Source organism: Pandoraea sp. PE-S2R-1, assembly GCF_002179865.1.
GTDB lineage: Bacteria > Pseudomonadota > Gammaproteobacteria > Burkholderiales > Burkholderiaceae > Pandoraea.
Genome location: NZ_NGUR01000033.1, coordinates 1 through 509, shown reverse-complemented (window position 1 = coordinate 509; position 509 = coordinate 1). Strand labels below are relative to the sequence as shown.

The window sequence follows — 509 nt, the reverse complement described above, 5'->3', positions numbered from 1 at the left end:
TCACGGCGAACAGTGGCACGATCGACAGGATCGAGGTAAACGTCAGACTACCCGCCACTTGCGGAATCCGGTCGTCCCTGCGCCCGCGCAAGCGCGTATCTCAGCAGTTGGCGAACGTTGTTCCAGTTGATGCGGGACAGTTTGAGCAAATCGGGCTCCTGAATGAGAATGCTGGCGCGGCAGGCGCTAGCCCGATCCGTTACGCCAATAGGAACGCCCTATAATACCCGCACTTTTCGCTTGCCTTTCACCTCAAGACCCGAGGGCCCAGGCGGGTTTTCCGCCGCGTTTGCCACCTCGAGCCAGCCGATTCGACTTCATGACTGAAATCCTCGTCCTGTATTACAGCCGTCACGGCACCACCGCACAGCTCGCCCAATGCATTGCGGCCGGCATCGACAGCGTGCCCGGCGCCCAAGCGCGCGTGCGCACGGTGCCTGCCGTCTCGACCGTGTGCGAAGCCAGTGCGCCGGACATTCCGGACAGCGGGCCGCCCTACGTCGAATTGC

The 509-nt window shown here is 62.5% G+C and carries 1 pseudogene; it reads left to right on the top strand.

What is annotated here, in order from left to right:
- Positions 1-319 precede the first annotated feature (319 nt).
- Positions 320-509, top strand: a pseudogene (locus CDV44_RS26895) (NAD(P)H-quinone oxidoreductase); the annotation flags it as partial.